The organism is Mesorhizobium sp. M0663 (assembly GCF_040320585.1).
Lineage (GTDB): Bacteria > Pseudomonadota > Alphaproteobacteria > Rhizobiales > Rhizobiaceae > Mesorhizobium.
On record NZ_JAMYPX010000011.1, the window covers coordinates 36,627 to 51,289 of the forward strand.

At 63.5% G+C, this 14,663-nt stretch carries 14 protein-coding genes; 7 read left to right on the top strand and 7 right to left on the bottom strand.

The window, feature by feature from the left end:
- Window positions 1-5: 5 nt before the first annotated feature.
- The 3 genes from NKI54_RS19605 to NKI54_RS19615 form a co-directional block, all read right to left on the bottom strand.
- Window positions 6-2,582, bottom strand: a complete 2,577-nt coding sequence (locus NKI54_RS19605) for a polynucleotide kinase-phosphatase (protein WP_352692207.1) — start codon at window positions 2,580-2,582, stop codon at window positions 6-8.
- On the bottom strand, window positions 2,579-3,961 hold the full coding sequence (locus NKI54_RS19610) for a 3' terminal RNA ribose 2'-O-methyltransferase Hen1 (protein ID WP_023678289.1): 1,383 nt from the start codon (window positions 3,959-3,961) through the stop codon (window positions 2,579-2,581). The genes NKI54_RS19605 and NKI54_RS19610 overlap by 4 nt, the downstream gene beginning before the upstream one ends.
- 131 nt (window positions 3,962-4,092) lie before the next feature.
- Window positions 4,093-4,737, bottom strand: coding sequence for an FMN-dependent NADH-azoreductase (locus tag NKI54_RS19615; RefSeq protein WP_023678288.1), 645 nt, complete (start codon window positions 4,735-4,737; stop codon window positions 4,093-4,095).
- A gap of 110 nt (window positions 4,738-4,847) precedes the next feature.
- On the opposite strand from NKI54_RS19615, the gene NKI54_RS19620 reads away from it, so the two are divergent.
- Complete coding sequence (locus NKI54_RS19620; RefSeq protein WP_023678287.1) at window positions 4,848-5,804, top strand: LysR family transcriptional regulator; 957 nt, start codon at window positions 4,848-4,850, stop codon at window positions 5,802-5,804.
- Here NKI54_RS19620 and NKI54_RS19625 read toward each other — a convergent pair.
- Window positions 5,737-6,363, bottom strand: coding sequence for a TetR/AcrR family transcriptional regulator (locus NKI54_RS19625; protein WP_023678286.1), 627 nt, complete (start codon window positions 6,361-6,363; stop codon window positions 5,737-5,739). The genes NKI54_RS19620 and NKI54_RS19625 overlap by 68 nt on opposite strands.
- A 66-nt stretch (window positions 6,364-6,429) precedes the next feature.
- Here NKI54_RS19625 and NKI54_RS19630 point away from each other — a divergent pair, with 66 nt between their 5' ends.
- Window positions 6,430-6,855 carry a VOC family protein gene (locus NKI54_RS19630; RefSeq protein ID WP_023678285.1) on the top strand — a complete coding sequence of 142 codons (426 nt, stop codon included), beginning with the start codon at window positions 6,430-6,432 and terminating at the stop codon, window positions 6,853-6,855.
- Here the strand turns inward: NKI54_RS19630 and NKI54_RS19635 are convergent.
- Window positions 6,852-7,802: a S1C family serine protease gene (locus NKI54_RS19635; protein WP_023678284.1), complete on the bottom strand. Its 951-nt coding sequence runs from the start codon at window positions 7,800-7,802 to the stop codon at window positions 6,852-6,854. The genes NKI54_RS19630 and NKI54_RS19635 overlap by 4 nt on opposite strands.
- 170 nt (window positions 7,803-7,972) lie before the next feature.
- Here NKI54_RS19635 and NKI54_RS19640 point away from each other — a divergent pair, with 170 nt between their 5' ends.
- From NKI54_RS19640 to NKI54_RS19650, 3 genes are all read left to right on the top strand, one after another.
- Window positions 7,973-8,842 carry a S1C family serine protease gene (locus tag NKI54_RS19640; RefSeq protein ID WP_023678283.1) on the top strand — a complete coding sequence of 290 codons (870 nt, stop codon included), beginning with the start codon at window positions 7,973-7,975 and terminating at the stop codon, window positions 8,840-8,842.
- A 7-nt stretch (window positions 8,843-8,849) separates the two neighbouring features.
- The gene (locus NKI54_RS19645; RefSeq protein ID WP_352570981.1) at window positions 8,850-9,485 is read left to right on the top strand and encodes a helix-turn-helix transcriptional regulator; all 636 of its coding nucleotides are present in this window, start codon (window positions 8,850-8,852) and stop codon (window positions 9,483-9,485) included.
- A gap of 114 nt (window positions 9,486-9,599) precedes the next feature.
- Window positions 9,600-10,466 carry an SDR family oxidoreductase gene (locus NKI54_RS19650; protein WP_023678281.1) on the top strand — a complete coding sequence of 289 codons (867 nt, stop codon included), beginning with the start codon at window positions 9,600-9,602 and terminating at the stop codon, window positions 10,464-10,466.
- Between the two features lie 54 nt (window positions 10,467-10,520).
- On the opposite strand, the gene NKI54_RS19655 is transcribed toward NKI54_RS19650, so the two are convergent.
- On the bottom strand, window positions 10,521-11,036 hold the full coding sequence (locus tag NKI54_RS19655; RefSeq protein ID WP_023678280.1) for a TIGR00645 family protein: 516 nt from the start codon (window positions 11,034-11,036) through the stop codon (window positions 10,521-10,523).
- A 239-nt stretch (window positions 11,037-11,275) separates the two neighbouring features.
- On the bottom strand, window positions 11,276-13,360 hold the full coding sequence (locus NKI54_RS19660) for an OmpA family protein (RefSeq protein ID WP_352692208.1): 2,085 nt from the start codon (window positions 13,358-13,360) through the stop codon (window positions 11,276-11,278).
- A 248-nt stretch (window positions 13,361-13,608) separates the two neighbouring features.
- Here NKI54_RS19660 and NKI54_RS19665 point away from each other — a divergent pair, with 248 nt between their 5' ends.
- Both NKI54_RS19665 and NKI54_RS19670 read left to right on the top strand, forming a co-directional pair.
- Window positions 13,609-14,055 carry a YcgN family cysteine cluster protein gene (locus NKI54_RS19665; RefSeq protein WP_023678278.1) on the top strand — a complete coding sequence of 149 codons (447 nt, stop codon included), beginning with the start codon at window positions 13,609-13,611 and terminating at the stop codon, window positions 14,053-14,055.
- Between the two features lie 224 nt (window positions 14,056-14,279).
- Window positions 14,280-14,639, top strand: a complete 360-nt coding sequence (locus NKI54_RS19670) for a hypothetical protein (RefSeq protein WP_023678277.1) — start codon at window positions 14,280-14,282, stop codon at window positions 14,637-14,639.
- Window positions 14,640-14,663 lie beyond the last annotated feature (24 nt).

The window sequence follows — 14,663 nt, forward strand, 5'->3', positions numbered from 1 at the left end:
GGCTACTACAGCCTTGGGTCGATTGGCTCGCTTTCCAACGCCAGCACGGCGAAGACACACTCGTGAACCCGGCGTAGCGGCTGCTTGGCGACAAATCGCGTCAGTGCTTCGTGGCCAAGCGCGAACTCCCGGAGCGCCAGGCTGCGCTTGCCGGCCAGGCCGCGTTCTCGGAGGCGGACGAGATTGTCGGGCGCGTCATATTCGGGACCATAGATGATGCGCAAATATTCCGGGCCGCGGACCTTCAGCGCCGGCTGGATGAGCCCCTTCTTGCCACGGCTGACGAAGTCGCGTGGTTTGACCACCATGCCTTCGCCGCCTGAGCCAGTCAGCGCTTCCCACCAGGCGACGGCCTCGGCACACGCGCCGCCGTCGGCCAGATCAACCATACGCCTTCGAGTCGGCGTGACCACGCCGCCACGGGCAGCCAGACGGTCCGCGAGCGACATGTGCCAGACATGGTCCTGGTCAAACCAAATACGTCCCTCGCTGGCCAGCAGGTGGAAAGGCGCGGCCTTAAGGTCCTCGACGCCCGAAACTGGCCATACGTAGGGCGCCCAGGCGGTGGCGTATTTGGCTGCGCGGACGGCCCGGTCTTCAAGGCGTGCGTTCAGGCCGGCTGCATCGACGCCGCGCGCAATAGCACGGGCCAGCGCTTCGCTGCTGGCCTTGAGACCGGCGGCAGAGGATGTGGCCACAGGCGCATACTGGCTTTCGATCAGACTGCCGGCCTTGGCCGACCAAGGCATTATCTCGGCGTCCAGCAGCAGCCAGTCGCTGTTCAATTCCTTCCACAGGTCCGCCGTGTCGACCTCGGCGCGGAGACGGGCGAGCAGGCCCTCCGTCATGGCACTGTCGTTGAAAAAGGAGCGTCCGGTGCGGGTCCAGATTGCGCCGGTTTCGTCGCCAGGGACCCCGAAGCGGCTGCGTGCCGCCTGCGCGTTGCGGCAGAGCGCGATCACTGCCCGCGAACCCATGTGCTTCTCCTCGCACACGATCTGCGCAACGCCGCGCTCGCGGAAGTAAGCGAAGGCATCCTCCGGACGTTCCAGCCAGCCGTCCTGGCTGCTGGTCTCGGACGGCGACATGGTCGGCGGCAGATAGATCAGCCATTGCGGCGAGAGCGCGAAGCGGCTCATCACCTCCAGTGCTGCCGACGCGTTCTCCTCGGCCACGACAATCCGGCCCCTCAGTCCGGTCTCGATCCAACGGCGACCGGAGACATCCTGATAATCGAGCACGCCGTCGGCGTCGGCCTGTGCCGATTTACCGGGACCGGACCCGCCCAGCGGACGTATCGGCTCCGACCAGGTCTGGATTGCCGGCACCTCGACCAGTTCGCGTTCCGGCCAGCGCAAGGCCGTCAGCTTGCCGCCGAATACGCATCCGGTGTCGATGCACAGGGTGTTGTTGACCCATTCAGCCGATAGCGTGGGCGTATGTCCATAGATAATGGCCGTCTTGCCACGATAGGCCGCGGCCCAGTCGGCGCGGACGGGCAGCCCGAACTCGTCGGTCTCGCCTGTGGTCTCGCCGTACAGAGCGAACTCGCGCACAGCGCCGGAACCGCGTCCGATCATCTCTTCCTTGAGGCCGGCATGGGCGACGGCGAGGCCTCCGCCATCGAGCCAGACATGGCTGCGCAGGCCGTCGAGAAAGGCCGGCAGCGCCTCGCGCAGGCCTCGGTCCTGTGCATTTAGCTGATCGACAGTCTGCTGGAGGCCGTGAGCGACCGTGACCTTGCGGCCTTCTAGCCAGCGGCTGAGTTTGCCTTCATGGTTGCCCTGGACACAGTATGCGGTTCCAGCCGCGACCATGCTCATGGCAATGCGCAGCACGTCGGGCGAGTTGGGGCCGCGATCGACGAGGTCGCCGACAAAGACGATCTTGCGGCCCTCTGGTGGGACCACGGTGACCGTTCGGTCGCCCTGATGCTCAGACCAGACGATGCTGTAGCCCAATCGAGCGAGCAGGATATGAAGCTCATCCGAACAGCCGTGGATGTCGCCAATGATATCGAACGGGCCATGGTCGTCGCGCTTATCGGTCCACAGCGGCTGTCGCGACACCTCGGCCGCGTCGATGCTGGCCTCGCTGGTAAGCTTCCAGACTTGGCGGAAGCCCTCGCGTTGCAGGGCGCCAAGACCCTTGCGGATCTCGGTTGTCATGCGCTGGGCGACCCCGGCGCCGAACTGCCGGTCGGCTCGCACCGCATTGCGTGCGACGCACACCTCGACGCCTGGATCGAGGACCACGGCGACGGGCAAAGCGTGCCACTTGCGCGCCAGCTCAATCCAGGCCTTGCGGTCGGCGGCTCGCACATTGGTGGCGTCGATGACGGCCAGCCTGCGGTATTTAAGCCGTTTGCCGGCTATTTCGCGAACCAGATCGAAGGCATCCGCAGAGACGTCCTGGTCGGTCTCGTCGTCGGAGATCAGCGCCCGGCACTGGTCCGACGAGATAATCTCGGTCGTCAGGAAATGCTTGGCGGCGAAAGTCGACTTGCCCGATCCGGTCGAGCCGATCAGCACGACGAGGGCGAAGTCAGGAATGGTGAGGTTGGTCTTATCGGGTTCTCTCATCGGGTGAACACCGCCATCTGTGTGGGGGCGCCGAGGGTCGGGTCCTCGGCTCCGATACCGCTGAAGATGGCTGCATAGCCATAGATCTCGCCGATTTTGGCCGCCCAGGCTTGGAACTGAGCCCGGCTCCATTCGAAACGGTGATCGGGATGGCGAAATGCGCCAGAGACCAGTCTTGGAAACAGAGCGTTGTAGTCCGCATTCGGAGTGGTCACGATGACGGATTTGGGCGCCGTCTCACCGAAAACGATGCGTTCGACCAGGGGCAGCCTGTCCTCGTCGAGATGCTCGATGACCTCGACCAGAACGGCGATGTCGGCTGCGGCCCAACGGCTGTCCCGGTAGGTCAGCGATCCATGCAGCAGCGTGACCCGGCCCTCGGGCGGCCCGCCTAATTCGTTCAGCTTGAGACGCTTTGCGGCCCATTCCAGTTCGCGCGCCGCCGGATCCAGACCGAACAGCTTGTGGATCCATCGCTCGCGCACCAGCCTGTCGAGCAGCTTGCCTTCACCGCATCCCAGGTCCGCAACCGTGGTTCCTCCCGTCGCCCGAATGGCGTGGACAACTGCGTCCATGCGCAGATCGTTGAGCCGGATAGGCGTCTCAAGCGCTTCCTCGGGCGTGACGCGCAACTCGGCAGGTTGTGCCTCGCCAGCCGTCTCGGGAGCCAGTCGCTCCAGGGCGATGCGGGTCAAGGCCCTGCGATTGCCAAGATAGCGGCGCACGATCAGGTCTTTGGCCGGATGGTTTTCCAGCCAGCCTTCGCCTTTGGACAGCAGCTTGTCGATCTCTGCTTCGCCGACCCAATAATGCTTGGCATCGTCCATCACCGGGATCAGCACATAGAGGTGGTTCAACAAGGCGCTGAGTCGGCCCGTGCCAGTCAGCTTCAGATGGCCATATCGGGGCTCGCCTGCAGCACCCCCGTTTCCTTCGATTGGCGTCAGATCGACTGTCCAGCCCATGGGTTCGAACAAACTTCGAACCAGAACCTCACCGCCGCGCATTGGCAGTGGAGTAACCACGGCTTCCAGCGGCAGTTCGCTGTCGGCCAGTTCCTGGCGCTCCTTCGATATACCGGTCATCGCCGTCCGCAGCATTTTGTTCAGCGCCACCGACAGGAAGGATGATGCTGCGTAAGGCCGGTCGTTCACATATTGGTCGAGCAGGCCTTCTGCCTGGCCCTTGCCCCGCACCAGTCCCACAGGATCGACATCGAGCAGGAGTGCAGCCTCGCAACGGTCTTCGGTTGCCTCGGGATAGAACAGCCACGCCTTGCCGAAAGACAGGTCGGTCTCGTGCAGGCGATCCGGATGCTTGTGCAGCAAGAAACCGAGATCGGTGGCCGGACGGTGCGTTGTGGCAACGGAAAGGAACATCCGCGACCGATAGCGCAGACAAGCGGAATAACCAATGGCGGTTGTGTGGCCCACCACAATAGGTTGTCGCCAACGACAACAAGGACAGGCGCCGGCGCCTGCCCTTGTACAATTCAGACGATGCTGACGCTTTATGCCGCGGTGGCCACGCGCTCGGCATTTCCGGTCGCAGCCACAATGGCGTCGACCTTGGTCGAGGCCTTGGCCAGCGCTGCTGCCACCGCATCGGCGCCCATGCCGACCCCTTCGATGCGGATGACCTCGACATCGGTCATGCCGAGGAAGCCAAGCACGCTGCGCAGGTAGGGAATGGCGTGATCGAACTGCACGGCCGCACCTTCGGAATAGATGCCGCCCGAAGCCAGTACGATGTAGACCTTCTTGCCGGTGACGAGCCCCTTGGGGCCGTTCTCGCCATAGGCAAAGCTCTTGCCGGAACGGGCAATGTGATCGACCCAGGACTTCAGCGTCGAGGAGATGTTGAAGTTGATGAAGCCGGTGGCGAGAATCACCGTATCGGCCGCGAATAGTTCATCCAGCACGACATCGGAGACGCCAACGACTTCAGCCTGGCGTGAGGTGCGCGCTTCGGCCGGCGTGTAGATGCCGGTCGCATAATCGGCATCGATGTGCGGCAACGGATTGGCGACGAGGTCGCGCACGACAAGCGTGTTCGACGGATCGGCGGCAACAAGCTTTTCAGCGAATTCAGTAGCAATTCGGGTCGAGTGCGAGGCAGCGCCGCGCGGGCTCGATGTGACAAGAAGGATGGACATAATGGGGTCTCCAGGGTTGGATTAAAATCTCCTGGCAAATATGTGTGCGCAGACCCATTTGAAAAACTGGTGTATTTTGTATATTATCCATCTAAAATGTGGATTGAACGATGCAACCGAACCCGACGCTTGACCAACTGCAGATCCTGGTTGCGGTGGCCGAGACCGGCAGCTTCTCGGCCGCCGGGCGCAAATTGAATCGCGCGCAATCGGTGATCAGCTACGCCATCGCCAACCTCGAAGCGCAGCTCGGGCTGAAGCTGTTCGAGCGCGAGGGCACGCGTGAACCGCAACTGACCGATGTCGGCAAGGCGACGCTGGAAGATGCGCGGCGCATGGTCGGCGTGCTGCAACGCATCCGCTCGCGTGTCGACGGATACCGGCAGGGATTGGAGGCGGAAGTTACGCTGTCGGTCGACGTGACGCTACCGTCGCCGGTTCTGGTTCGGGTGCTAAAGGCATTCGAGGCGCAGTTCCCGGCCGTGACGCTGCGTCTCCATATCGGCTCGCTTGGCCTTATCCTCGATCATGTTGTCGGCGGACAGGCCGATCTCGGCATCGGGGGGCTTCTGGGTGAGACGGACGTGAATCTGCTTCGCATCGGCTTCTTCTCCCTGGTGCCAGCCGCAGCGCCTGATCACCCCCTGGCGCTGCTGCCGAGACCAGTGGCGCTAGAGGATGTCCGCGAACACATCCAACTGGTCGTCTCGGACCAGTCCGAGCGTACGCGCGGGCGTGACTATGGCGTCTTCGCCTACCGCACCTGGCGGCTGACGGATGTGCGCACCAAGCACGTGCTGATGCGCGAGGGGCTGGGCTGGGGCGGGCTGCCGCGATGGCTGATTGCCGATGATCTGGCGACCGGCCGGCTCGTCGAACTCGATCTCGAGCCTTACAGCGAAGTCCGCTCGCCGCTCTATGCCATGCACCGCGCCGATCGCAGCCCGAAACCGGCGGCCGCCTGGCTGATCGACCAGTTCAAGCGCCAGCTAGGCTGTTTCAACGAGTTCGAACCGGGTGAGATACCTGAGGAGCAGCCGGAGACAGGCCGTCGATCAGCGCCATGAGAACGGCGCGATAGTCCTCGATCGATGCTCCAGTTTCGATGGCGAGCGCTGCGCGGTCGAAGGCGGCTGCGAGCAAAGCGGTCAGTGCTTCCACAGGCAGTCTCGTCATGGAGTGCGAGCGCATCGCGGCAACAAGGCCTTCGCGCAGCGAACGGTTGCCATGGCGATTGTCGATCGCATCCATGGCGGCGCGGCCCAGCACGGCCGGGCCATCAAGCAGCAAGAGCCGCGTACGGCCGGGCGCACGCATGGCAGCCAGATAGGCATCCGAGCCGGCAATCAGCGCATCGCGGGCAAATAGCGAAGGCGGCGACGCGCGTTCGATCTCTTCCGAGACGGCTTGCGCCTCCTGTTCGACCACAGCGGCAAACAACGCCTGCTTGTCGGCAAAGTGATGATAGAGCGCGCCGCGCGTGACGCCGGCAGCGGCGGCGATCTCGGGTGTGCCGGTCTCGGCATAGGACTTTTCGGTGAACAGTTTGCGAGCCGCGGCGATGAGCTCGGCGCGTGTCGCGGCGGTGCGATCACGGTTGGACCGACGAGCGGATCCTTGTTGCATACATGCAGCCTGTATGTTAATTCCATTTACCTGCAGACTGTATGTTATTTGCCGGGAGAAGGAAAGATGAGGACGACGAGCTATTATCCGGTGCTGATGACGAGCGACGTTGCCGGCACGGCAGCCTTTTATGTTGCGCATTTCGGCTTCAAGCCGCTGTTTGAGGCCGACTGGTACGTGCATCTGCGCTCGGCCGAAGACCGTCGCGTCAACCTCGGCATCGTCCAGGGCGATCATGAGACGATCCCGGAGGAAGGGCGGGGCCGCACATCTGGCCTGCTGATCAATTTCGAGGTCAGGGATCCGGATGCCATCTATAAGCGGATCACCGCCGCTGGCCTGCCGATCCTGCGGACGCTACGCGACGAACCCTTCGGCCAGCGCCATTTCATCACCAGGGATCCCAATGGCGTGCTGATCGACGTGATCAGGCCGATCCCGCCGAGCCCAGAATTTATGGCGCAATATGCGCAGGGTGCTGCGGCGCGCTAACTCGCCCGCGCCAACGGCATCACGGTGACCTGAGTAATGCCGGAGCGGCGCACCACCGTGCACAGTGTCTCGCGGCCGATTCGCTCGGCGTCGAGCATGCGCACCAGATCGTCGACGCCGGTGACCGGACGGCCGTCGATGGCGGCAATAATGTCGCCTTCCCTGAGGCCGGCTTTGGCCGCCGGGCTGTTCTTTTCGACGGTGCGCAGGCGCACCGCCGTGCTGCTCGATACTTGCGACAAAAGGGCTGCGCGGCGCGGCAGGTTGGTGGTGTCGGCGGAAACGCCGATGAAGGCACGGCGCACACGGCCGAAGCGGATGATTTCCGAGATGACGAAATTGGCGGTGTTGGAGGCAACCGCGAAGGCGATGCCTTGCGCACCGTGGATCATCGCGGTGTTAACGCCGATCACCTCGCCAGCCGAGGACACCAGCGGTCCGCCGGAATTGCCGGGGTTGAGCGCGGCGTCGGTCTGGATGACGTCGTCGATCAGCCGGCCGGTGGAGGCACGCATCGAGCGGCCGAGTGCCGAGACGACGCCAGTGGTGACGGTCCATTCGAAGCCGAGCGGATTGCCGATGGCAATAGCAATCTGGCCGCGCCTCAATCGCTTGGAATCGCCAAGCGGCGCGACGTCGGCAAAGTTGCCGTCGGCGCGCACCAGCGCAATGTCGGTGTCGGGATCGCGGCCGAGCACGCGGCCTTCCCTGGAGGCGCCATCCGGCATTGATACGCGCACGCTGCGCGCATCGCCGACGACGTGGAAGTTGGTGACGACCAGCCCGTCCTGCGCGATGACGAAGCCGGAGCCATGGCCGCCCGGGCCACCGATGCGCTCGATGCGGCAGACGGCGGGCCCGATGCGGTCGACGGCATCGGCGACCGTCGCCGAATAGGCATCGAGAAGGGCATCGTCATATTGCAATTGCTGGGCGGGCAGGGCCATCCGAGGGCTCCGTTTGGAACAAGATGAACAATGCCTATATGTGCGGAGCGGCCGGACCGGCCGCGACCTGACCAGATGGCCAGTCACATGCCCAAACTAGCCGTCAGGCGAGTATCCGCCAACGTCCTGCCGGGCGATATCTGGGTCACGAAGAACCCAGGAGACAGATCATGAGCGATTTCAATCTGAGCACGTTTTCCGACGCCATTGCCGACATCGCGGCAGCCGCGGCACCAGCGACGGCCAGCTTCGCGACCCACCACCGGACGTCAACTGCTTTCCACTGGCGGGACGGCTATTTCGTCACTGCCGAGGAGGCGGTCGAGGCCGGCGAGGAGATCGAGCTGACGTTTTCTTCGGGCGAAGCCGTCAAGGCGGAACTGGTCGGCCGCGACCCGTCCACCGGCACGGCCGTTTTGAAACCGGCCGGCGCGCCGGGCGCCCCGTCACTGGTAAAGGCGGATGCGGTGCGGCCGGGCAACCTGGCGGTCGTGGCGGGCAATAGCGACGGCACCTCGCTCGCTACCTTCGGCACGGTCGGCGAGGTCGGCCCGGCCTGGCGTTCAATGCGCGGCGGCACGATCGACCGGCGCATCAACCTTGCCGTCAATGCCGGCGGCCGTTTCGAGGGTGGCCCTGTGCTCGACGCCAAGGGTGGACTGATCGGCATGCTGCTGTTCGGGCCACGCCGGCGGGCGCTGGTCATGCCTTACGAAACGATCGAGCGGGCAGTCACGACGCTGCGCGAGAAGGGTCATGTGGCGCGCGGCTATCTTGGCGCCGGCCTGCATCCGGTCCGCAATGGTGATACCCAGGGCGCCATGGTGATGAGCCTCGACGATAACGGGCCGGCGAAATCAGCCGGTCTCAGTCTCGGCGACATCATCGTGTCGTGGAACGCAGAGACGGTGCATGGCCCGCGCGAGCTGATCCGCAAGCTCGGGCCGGACAGCGCCGGTGCCTTGGTGACACTCGGCGTGGTGCGCGGCGGCGAGAACCGTGAGGTTTCCCTGACCATCGGTGAAAAGCCACTGAGCTGAGGGATAGATGGTAAGCGGTGAGGTCGCTGGCAGACGGCTGACGGTGCTGATCGCGCTCGGTGACGTCGAGCGCGCGCGAAGTCTGTCCGCCGTTCTCGCCGCGACCGATGATCTGCGGCCGGTTCTGGCCGGCGAAGTCGACGGGCGTGAGGCGGCGGATGTCGCCATCGTCGATGATCATGGGCTACAAGGCGGGCTCGTCGACGCGGCTATGCCTCGCGTGCTGCTATCGTCGCGAGCGGCCCGCGAACGGCCGGCCGATACAGTGTTTGCCGTGCTGCCGGTGCAAGCGGACGAGTTGCTGATCGCCGCCGCCGCGCGGCTCGCGGCTGCGGGCTACCGGATTTCGCGCGACAGCCATGCTCTATCCGATCGGCATCACGATTTGATCTTCCATGACAGCGACCGGTTCGAAGAGGAACTGACCGACGAGCAGATCGTCCGGCCGACGCTTTCGCCGCGCGAGAGCGAAGTGCTGGCGCTGCTGGCCGAGGGCGCCCCCAACAAGGTCATCGCGCGGCGGCTGAACATCTCCGTGCATACGGCGAAGTTCCATGTCGCAGCGATCCTGACGAAGCTCGGTGCCGCCAACCGCACCGATGCGATCGCCATCGCCATGCGGCAGGGCCTGGTGCTGGTCTAGCTCAGATTGTCTCAAGGCCGACGCAGCGTAACCCGCATCCGGTGTGTTGGGCCTTGCGCGGCGGTTCTCAGCCGCGCAAGGATCGTGTCTTTCATGTTGAAGGAAGGCGCAAGGATGTCGCTCAAGGGAAAGACGCTTTTCATCTCCGGCGGGTCGCGCGGCATCGGGCTGGCGATTGCGCTGCGCGCCGCGCGCGATGGCGCCAATGTGACGATCGCGGCCAAGACCGCCGAGCCGCATCCGAAGCTGCCCGGGACGATCTACACGGCGGCGCACGAGATCGAGCAGGCCGGCGGCAAGGCGCTGCCGGTGCTGTGCGACATTCGGGATGAAGAACAGGTCGCCGAAGCGGTCGCCAAGACCGTGGAGAGGTTCGGCGGCATCGATATCTGCGTCAACAACGCCAGTGCCATCCAACTCACCGGCACGCTGGAGACTGATATGAAGCGCTACGATCTGATGCACCAGATCAACACGCGCGGCACTTTTCTCGTCTCCAAAATGTGCATTCCGCACTTGAGGTTGGCGGAAAATCCTCACATCTTGAATCTGGCGCCGCCGCTTGACATGAGGGCCCAGTGGTTCAAGAACCATGTCGCCTACACGATGGCAAAGTTCGGCATGTCGATGTGCACGCTGGGCATGAGCGCCGAGTTCGCCAGGGACGGCATTGCGGTCAATTCGCTATGGCCGATCTCGACCATCGACACGGCGGCGGTGCGTAACCTCCTGGGCGGGGCGACGGTGGCGGCGATGAGCCGTTCGCCCGACATCATGGCCGATGCGGCATACGCCATCCTGGTCAGGCCGTCGCGTGAGGCGACCGGCAATTTCTACATTGACGAAGAAGTGCTGCGCGCTGAGGGCGTCAGCGATTTCTCGGCCTATGCGCCGGGTGCGACAGGCCCGCTCGCCGGCGACTTTTTTGTGCCGGACGAGGTGTTCGGCCGGTCGGATACCAAAATCAAAGGTATCTACTGACGGAAAGTATCTCGCTACAGAAGTATCTCTCAAAAGACCGGCACAGACGCGTGCTCACTCCTCGGCTTTCTTGGCTTTGCCAAGACCCATCAGCCGGTCGATATAGGCAAGCATCAGTGCCGACAGAACGAAGGCCAGATGAATGATGGTCAGCCACATCAGCTGGTCGGTCGTGTAGGAGACCGAGTTCAGGAACACCTGCAAGAGGTGGATCGAGGAGATCGCTACGATTGTCGAGGCGACCTTGACCTTCAGCGAGCCGACATCGATCGTGCCCAGCCAATGCACCTTGCCGTCATTTTCATCGAAGCGGCTGACGAAGTTTTCGTAACCCGAGATGATCACCATCACCACCAGTGAGGCGACCAGCGCGGCATCGATGAGGCCGAGTATTTTCAGGATGGTGTCGGTGTCATCGAGCGTGAAGGCGACGGAGACGAACTCGAACAGCTTCTTGCCGAAGGACACGGCATAGATGGCAAGTGCCGCACCCAGTCCGAGATAGAAGGCGACCAGCAGCCAGCGCGAGGCGAGAATGATCGATTCGATGGCGAGTTCGAGGCGCTTCATGCGGCGATTCGGGCTCCGTTGTCGGAGTGCCGTATTTCGGGCAGGCTGCGGCGGTTTGCAAGGTTGCAAAAAAACGAAACCCCGCCGGGGAGGGGAACCGGCGGGGCTCGTGTGTCCCGCTGGAGTCGGGACAGGGCAGGGAACGCCCTTTCCAGAATCTGGGATGGGTAACCGCGCGTTTCAAGATTGATGACCGCGCGATTCAATGGTTGATCAAATCGCGCGGTTCACATTGCGGTTTATTGGGCGCTGGCCACCGGCGCTACCAGGGGGGTAATCCGGCGGATGGCGACGCGGCGGTTCTCGCGGTTGGGTCCCGACGTGTTGACCTTGAGATACTCCTCGCCATAGCCCTGCGTCGTCAGGTTCTCCGGCGGGATGCCAAAGGCGTTGGTCAAGGCTTCGGCGACCGCCTCGGCGCGGCGGTCGGACAGAGCAAGGTTCGCTTCCGGTGTGCCGACAGCGTCGGTATGGCCCTCGATCAGGAAGCTCTCGGCCGGGTTTTTCTTCAGCAGCTTGTCCATGGCGTTGGCAACACCCTCCAGCTTCTGGACCTCGGTGTCGGAAATCGAGGCCGAACCGAATTCGAAGTTGAGCGTGTCGAGGTCGATGCGGCGGGCGATGTCGCGCACGCGGGCCGAGCGCTTGACCTCGTCGATCGAATAGAGGCGCTGGACCCTCTCGACCGGCGGCCGTTCGAGGAAGGTGTAGTAGTCGTCCGGATCCTCGACCTCTTCGGAATCCAGAATGTATTCCTCTTGCGGGATGGTAAGGCGCATCGGCGGCAGGTCGTCGCCCGGGTCGCGCCAGTCTGCATCATCGTCATAGTTCCGCTCGTCGACATAGCTCAGCACATATTCGCGGCCGTCGGGCGCGATGCGTGAACGCTGGATGACGTCGCCGTAGCGGTTGCGGATGGTGACGATCCGGACACCATTGTCACGCTCGACGATTTCCCGGGTGCGATCGCCCGACAGGTCCTCATAATAGACATTCCTGGCGCCGCGGTGCATGCGCGGTGCATCGCTGCTTTCCACGAACGTCTGGTTGTTGAACTGGAGGATGACGCGGTCGCCGAATTCCCTGACGACGTTGGCGCCCTGGGGGCGCGGACGGCGGCGAACATCCTCGATGTCCGGCGCACGCTCGACGCGCTTGCCTTTTTCCTCGGTCACCGGAACGATCTTTTCAGGCTTGATCTCCCGCTGGGCTGCCCGGTCGTCGGTGGGTGGCGGCCCCTGATCGACCGGAGCCGGCTTCGGGGGTTCGACCTGGTTCTCGCCCTGCTGGGCGGGCTGGTTGCCCTGCTGCTTACCGGCATTTTGGCCGCGCTCCTTGCCACCCTTGCGCTTGCGCAAGACATCCTTCTGGCTGTCCAGAACAGGTGCCTCGTTCGGATTGGCCTGGGCTTCACCCTGGACCGGATTTTCACCCTGGACAGGCGCGGCCTGGCCAGTCGAAGGCTGTTCGCCGGTCGAGGGCTGTTGCTCTCCTGTCACCGGCTGTTCGCCGACAGGCCTCTTGCCACGTTTCTTGATCTTGTCCTGGGGCTGTTCGCCCTGGACGGGAGCGGCCTGCTGCTCGGTCGGAGCCGGTTGGGCCTGTGGGGTCGCTTCCTTATTGGTCGGCGCCGGCTGGCCTTCCGCCTCCGTGGCGGGTCCGGTCAATTCAGCAGGCTTCTTGCGCTTGCCCGGCTTTTGTCCGGGCTCGACAGTCGGAGCCTGTTCTGCCGGGGCAGCCTCGATCTGCTGGTTCTGTTTTTGCTTCTTCTTGCGCGGATTGACGTTGGGCTGGTTGTCGTTTGCCGGCGCTGCCTGCTCGGCCGGTTGTTCCGATGGGGCCGCTTCGATCTGCTGCCGATTGCGCCGCTTCTTGCGGGGTTGCTCGGTCTCGGCCGGAGCGATCTGCTCGGCCGGAGCGGATTCTGTTTGCTGCTGCTGATTGCGCCGCTTCTTGCGGGGTTGCTCGGACTCGGCTGGAGCGATCTGCTCGGCCGGAGCGGATTCTGTTTGCTGCTGCTGATTGCGCCGCTTCTTGCGGGGTTGCTCGGACTCGGCTGGAGCCGCCTGCTCGGCCGGAGCGGATTCCGTTTGCTGCTGCTGGTCGCGCTTCTTCTTTCTGGGCTGCTCTGCCTGCTGGCTTTGCGCGCAGGCCTCCGCCGACTCGCCCTCGGCGCAACTCGATTGCACTGGGATGAGCGGCGCTGCGGTACGTTGCACGGGGCTGAATGCGGCATTGCCTTGCAGCGGGAACGCGCCTAACGGCGCGGACGCCATCAACAGGCCAAGCGCCGTGCCTGCCAGAATCCATGGTTGGCGTTTCATCATAAACACTCCTTGTGGCGTCCCATCCCTGCCCAAACTTTCAGCAACCATGTTTGGTTCCTGTTTGTAGGTTCTAGCGGTGGCACAGGGCGATTGACCGGCGTTTTGAAGGCGACTTCATGTCATTCGTATGGTCCTGGCGTATGGTCCTGGCGTATGTTCCGGCGTATGGTCCCGGCGTATGGTTCGGACGAGGGTGCACGGTTGCCGTGCTTGACCTTGACGCGTCCGAGGGCCACATGCCGACGATGGAAAAGCCGTTCTGGAAGACCAAGACGCTCGAGGCGATGACCCCGGCCGAGTGGGAATCACTCTGCGACGGTTGTGGCAAATGCTGCCTGTCCAAACTCGAAGACGAGGACACCGGAGAGATCTACTGGACCAGCGTCGGCTGCCGGCTGTTCGACGCTGGAAGCTGCCGCTGCTCCGACTATGCCAACCGGCTGGCGCGTGTTCCGGATTGCGTCGGGCTGACGCCGCAGAATGTGCGCACCATCAGCTGGCTGCCCAAGACCTGCGCTTACCGGCTGGTCGCCGAGGGCCGCGACCTCTATTGGTGGCACAGGCTGGTGTCTGGAAGCGACGAGACCGTGCACGAGGCCGGCATCTCGATGCGCGGCCGGGTCAGCGCCAGCGAGACCGACCTTGCCGAGCCGGACGACTATTTCGACCATATGCTCGCGGACGAGCCTTAGGATTTCCTGCGGTAACGAAGACCGGGAACCATGGCAAAAGGGTACGTTCCCCATCTGCCCTGCATAGAACGGTTCCAGAAACGGAGAGACTAACGGCTGGCCCATTCTTGCCGCATGAACGGGGGATGAATGGCCGGTTCGCAAAAAATTCAGACAGGCGGGTGCATTCTCCTCCCATCGGTTCGACGAAAACGGGTGGAAACCCTCAACAAGGAGAGAAGACAATGTTCAACACCATCAAGACGGCGGCTCTTTCGGCTCTTGTCGGCCTTGGCACGCTTGCTGCCATCCCCGCTCATGCTGACAGCATTTATCTCGGCTTCGGCAACAACCAGGATCCGCGCGTCGGCGTCTATACCGGCGACGAAGATGATGGTTACTATCGCGAACACCGCCGTCATGGCGGCTGGCGCCGGTCCTGTTCGCCGGAGCGTGCCATCGACAAGGCCGAACGCATGGGCCTGCACCGCGCCCGCATCATCGACATCAACCGCCGCACGGTCAAGGTCGCCGGCCGCCAGTATGGCGACCGCGTCGTGATCGTATTCGCCAACGAGCGCGGCTGTCCGATCATCTATCGCTAAGGTCTTCGGGCCTGCGGCCGGCTG

Excerpts from the sequence above, each read along its gene's own strand:
- NKI54_RS19625 (WP_023678286.1), bottom strand. The coding sequence starts at position 6,363 with ATGCAACAAGGATCCGCTCGTCGGTCCAACCGTGATCGCACCGCCGCG.
- NKI54_RS19665 (WP_023678278.1), top strand. The coding sequence starts at position 13,609 with ATGGAAAAGCCGTTCTGGAAGACCAAGACGCTCGAGGCGATGACCCCG.
- NKI54_RS19615 (WP_023678288.1), bottom strand. The coding sequence starts at position 4,737 with ATGTCCATCCTTCTTGTCACATCGAGCCCGCGCGGCGCTGCCTCGCAC.
- NKI54_RS19635 (WP_023678284.1), bottom strand. The coding sequence starts at position 7,802 with ATGGCCCTGCCCGCCCAGCAATTGCAATATGACGATGCCCTTCTCGAT.
- NKI54_RS19670 (WP_023678277.1), top strand. The coding sequence starts at position 14,280 with ATGTTCAACACCATCAAGACGGCGGCTCTTTCGGCTCTTGTCGGCCTT.
- NKI54_RS19630 (WP_023678285.1), top strand. The coding sequence starts at position 6,430 with ATGAGGACGACGAGCTATTATCCGGTGCTGATGACGAGCGACGTTGCC.
- NKI54_RS19620 (WP_023678287.1), top strand. The coding sequence starts at position 4,848 with ATGCAACCGAACCCGACGCTTGACCAACTGCAGATCCTGGTTGCGGTG.
- NKI54_RS19605 (WP_352692207.1), bottom strand. The coding sequence starts at position 2,582 with ATGAGAGAACCCGATAAGACCAACCTCACCATTCCTGACTTCGCCCTC.
- NKI54_RS19655 (WP_023678280.1), bottom strand. The coding sequence starts at position 11,036 with ATGAAGCGCCTCGAACTCGCCATCGAATCGATCATTCTCGCCTCGCGC.
- NKI54_RS19610 (WP_023678289.1), bottom strand. The coding sequence starts at position 3,961 with ATGTTCCTTTCCGTTGCCACAACGCACCGTCCGGCCACCGATCTCGGT.
- NKI54_RS19650 (WP_023678281.1), top strand. The coding sequence starts at position 9,600 with ATGTCGCTCAAGGGAAAGACGCTTTTCATCTCCGGCGGGTCGCGCGGC.
- NKI54_RS19645 (WP_352570981.1), top strand. The coding sequence starts at position 8,850 with ATGGTAAGCGGTGAGGTCGCTGGCAGACGGCTGACGGTGCTGATCGCG.
- NKI54_RS19640 (WP_023678283.1), top strand. The coding sequence starts at position 7,973 with ATGAGCGATTTCAATCTGAGCACGTTTTCCGACGCCATTGCCGACATC.
- NKI54_RS19660 (WP_352692208.1), bottom strand. The coding sequence starts at position 13,360 with ATGAAACGCCAACCATGGATTCTGGCAGGCACGGCGCTTGGCCTGTTG.